3 protein-coding genes are annotated in these 2,724 nt (G+C 73.3%); 1 reads left to right on the top strand and 2 read right to left on the bottom strand.

Annotated features, from left to right (window positions below):
* Nucleotides 1–13: 13 nt before the first annotated feature.
* Together AC1D01_RS28950 and AC1D01_RS28945 are read right to left on the bottom strand one after the other, a co-directional pair.
* The gene (locus AC1D01_RS28950; RefSeq protein WP_477872568.1) at nt 14–640 is read right to left on the bottom strand and encodes a hypothetical protein; all 627 of its coding nucleotides are present in this window, start codon (nt 638–640) and stop codon (nt 14–16) included.
* Nucleotides 637–1,770: a sialidase family protein gene (locus AC1D01_RS28945; RefSeq protein WP_477872566.1), complete on the bottom strand. Its 1,134-nt coding sequence runs from the start codon at nt 1,768–1,770 to the stop codon at nt 637–639. The genes AC1D01_RS28950 and AC1D01_RS28945 overlap by 4 nt, the downstream gene beginning before the upstream one ends.
* 146 nt (nt 1,771–1,916) lie before the next feature.
* Here AC1D01_RS28945 and AC1D01_RS28940 point away from each other — a divergent pair.
* Nucleotides 1,917–2,724, top strand: an 808-nt coding sequence (locus tag AC1D01_RS28940; protein ID WP_477872564.1) for a sigma-54-dependent Fis family transcriptional regulator, incomplete at its 3' end; no start/stop codon positions are given.

Raw genomic sequence — 2,724 nt, 5'->3', positions numbered from 1 at the left:
GGTCGATTCGATCTCAGGAGGTCGGCGCCACGGCCGCGCGGCCACGCAGCCGCGCGATCAGGAACACCACGCAGCGTGCCAGCGCCCACAGCCACAGCAGCGGGTCCAGCAGCGCATCGAAGAAGTTGCCGGTCGGCAGGTGCGTCACGGCGTGGAAGGTCAGCGCCAGCAGCACCGCCCAGCCGGCCGCGTGCTGCCGGCCGCGCACGATCACCGCGAGCGCGAGCACCGACAGCACGATGGCTGCCACCGGCGCCTGCACCGGCTCGAAGCCCCAGGGGTACAGGCCGAGCGACAGTGCGCCGACGGCATCGGCGTAGAGCACGAGGCCACCGAGCACCAGCGCCGCGGCGAGTGCGACGGGCAGGGTCTGCTGCTGGGGGCGATCGGCGAAGCGCTTCCAGAGCGAGACACCGGCCAGCGCGGCGAACAGCCCGCTCGGCTGCTGGAACGCGAGGCCGAGCCACCAGGCCGGCGACGCGGGGCCAGGCAGCCACATCGCGGCCAGCGCGAGCAGTGCCACGGCAGCGCGCGGCTTCATCGCGCGCAGAGGCAGCAGCGACAGCAGCAGCGCCGCGGCGACCACGCCCCAGGCGAGCCGCGCCCAGAGGATCTGAAGGCCCAGTTCCGGCAAGCTCATGGCGCGCCCTCCCCGTCCTCGATGTCATAGACCTGATGCCCGATCGCCTGCCGCTGCGCGGTGTAGGTGACGTGCAGTTGCCGGCCCAGCTGCTGCACGCTCGGGTACGAGAACTCGTCGCCGGCGTTGCCACGCTGCACGTCGAGCGCCGGCGTCCAGGCCTGCGCATCGGCCGAGGTCGACAGCCGCAGCCACTGGCGCGGCGAGCCGCCGGGCAGCGTGTCGTTGTGCAGCAGCACGTAGCCGCCGTTGGCCAGCCGCAGCGCGGCGACCGAGTCGTCGCGGTTCGGGATCTCGAGCGGCGGCGCGTCTTCCCAGTGCCGGCCGGCGTCGTGGCTCACCGCCTGCTGCACGCGGTGCGACGGGCCGATGTCGCGCATCAGCGCGCGCAGCTCGGTGCCCGACACCGGCAGCAGCGCCGGCTGCAGCGCGGTCGTCGAGCGGCCGATGCGGCTCAGCCAGCGCGGCGCGCCGTCGGCATCGAAGGACACGAGCATCGGGTACTTGTTGCGCAGCTCGAAGTAGGCGGGCAGCAGCCAGCCGCCATCGTCGAGCCCGACCGGGTTGGTGCGCACCAGCACGCTGGTGTCGGCCAGCGGCGTCAGCGGCAGCACGCGGCGCACCGCGAAGCTGCGGGCCGCATCGGCCGATTCGAGCTGCACGACGCGTGCCGCCGCCCAGCCGCCCAGGCCGGTCGCGACCATGAAGACATGCACGCGGCCGTCCGGTGCGACCCAGGCCGACGGGTTRCCGATGCGGCGCACGCCGAAGCCGAGTTCGCGGCCCAGCCCGGCCCGGTCGGCCACCTTCTGCGCCGCGCTCCAGCGGCCGTCGGCCCAGCGCGCGAGGTACAGGCTGACATCCGGTGCGCTCTCGCGCGAACCGGCCCACCAGAACGCGAGCAGCTCGCCGCTCGGCAGCACCGTCAGCGCGCTGGCATGGGCGGCCGGCACGCCGTCGGGCATCGGGATGCGCTGCGACGCGCGGGGCACGAGGCGCGGCAGCTTCGCCGGCCCGTTCGCCGGCTTCACTGCGAGCCGCGGTTCACGTGCCGTCGCACTGCTCGCCGCGGCGCGCCGCCATTCGGCCGCCGCGCCCAGCATCACACAGGCCAATGCCAGCACCAACATCCTCGGCGACCGCCGCGCCCGACTCATTCCGCGCCTCTCATTCCGCGCCTGTGCCCTTGCTTGAAAGGCGCAGATTGTGACAGCCGGGGACGGCGCCAGCGCGATCCCGCCCGAACATGCAGAATGCGGCACGCGAAGGAGGCAGCATGCGCTCTCAGTCCCCCGCCACCCGAACCGCGGCCGACGTGGCGTCGCCGCAGCACCTGCAGGCGATCGCGCAGTCGCACGCGCGCTGCGCCGCGCTCGGGCTCGACGAATCGGCGGTGCCCGAACTGAACCGGGCCTCGGCCGCGCGGCTGCAGGAATCGCGCGAACGCCACCGCCGGCTGCACGAACAGGCGACGCCGGTGATGGAGTTGCTGTTCGAGCAGATCGCCTCGTCGCACAGCATGGTCGCGCTGACCGATCCGAACGGCGGCATCCTGCACAGCCTCGGCGACGACTCCTTCCTCGAACGCGCGCAGCAGGTGGCGCTCTCGCCCGGCGTGAACTGGTCGGAACCGAACAAGGGCACCAACGCGGTCGGCACCGCCCTCTTCACCGAGGCGCCGACGCTGGTGCACGGCGACGAGCATTTCCTGCGCGCCCACCGCTTCCTCACCTGCTCGGCCGCGCCGATCTTCGACCATGCCGGCCGGGTGATGGGCGTGCTCGACGTGAGCGGCGACCAGCGCTCGTACCACCCGCACACGCTGGCGCTGGTCGACCTGTCGGCGCGGATGATCGAGAACCAGTGCTTCGCCGACCGCTTCCGCAACGGGTTGCGGCTGCACTTCCATGCCGAGCCGGCCTGCATCGGCACGGTGCGCGAAGGGCTGCTCGCGGTCGACCCCGACGGCGCGATCCTCGGCGCCAACCGCAGCGCGCTCGCGCAGCTCGGCCTGAGCATCGGCGCGCTGCGCATGCTCGGGCTGGAGGGGCTGCTGGGCCTGGGCGTCGGCGCCTTCGCCGACC

Source organism: Rhizobacter sp. P3_B12 (genome assembly GCF_056402895.1).
This window is presented reverse-complemented; position numbering and strand designations above follow the sequence as displayed.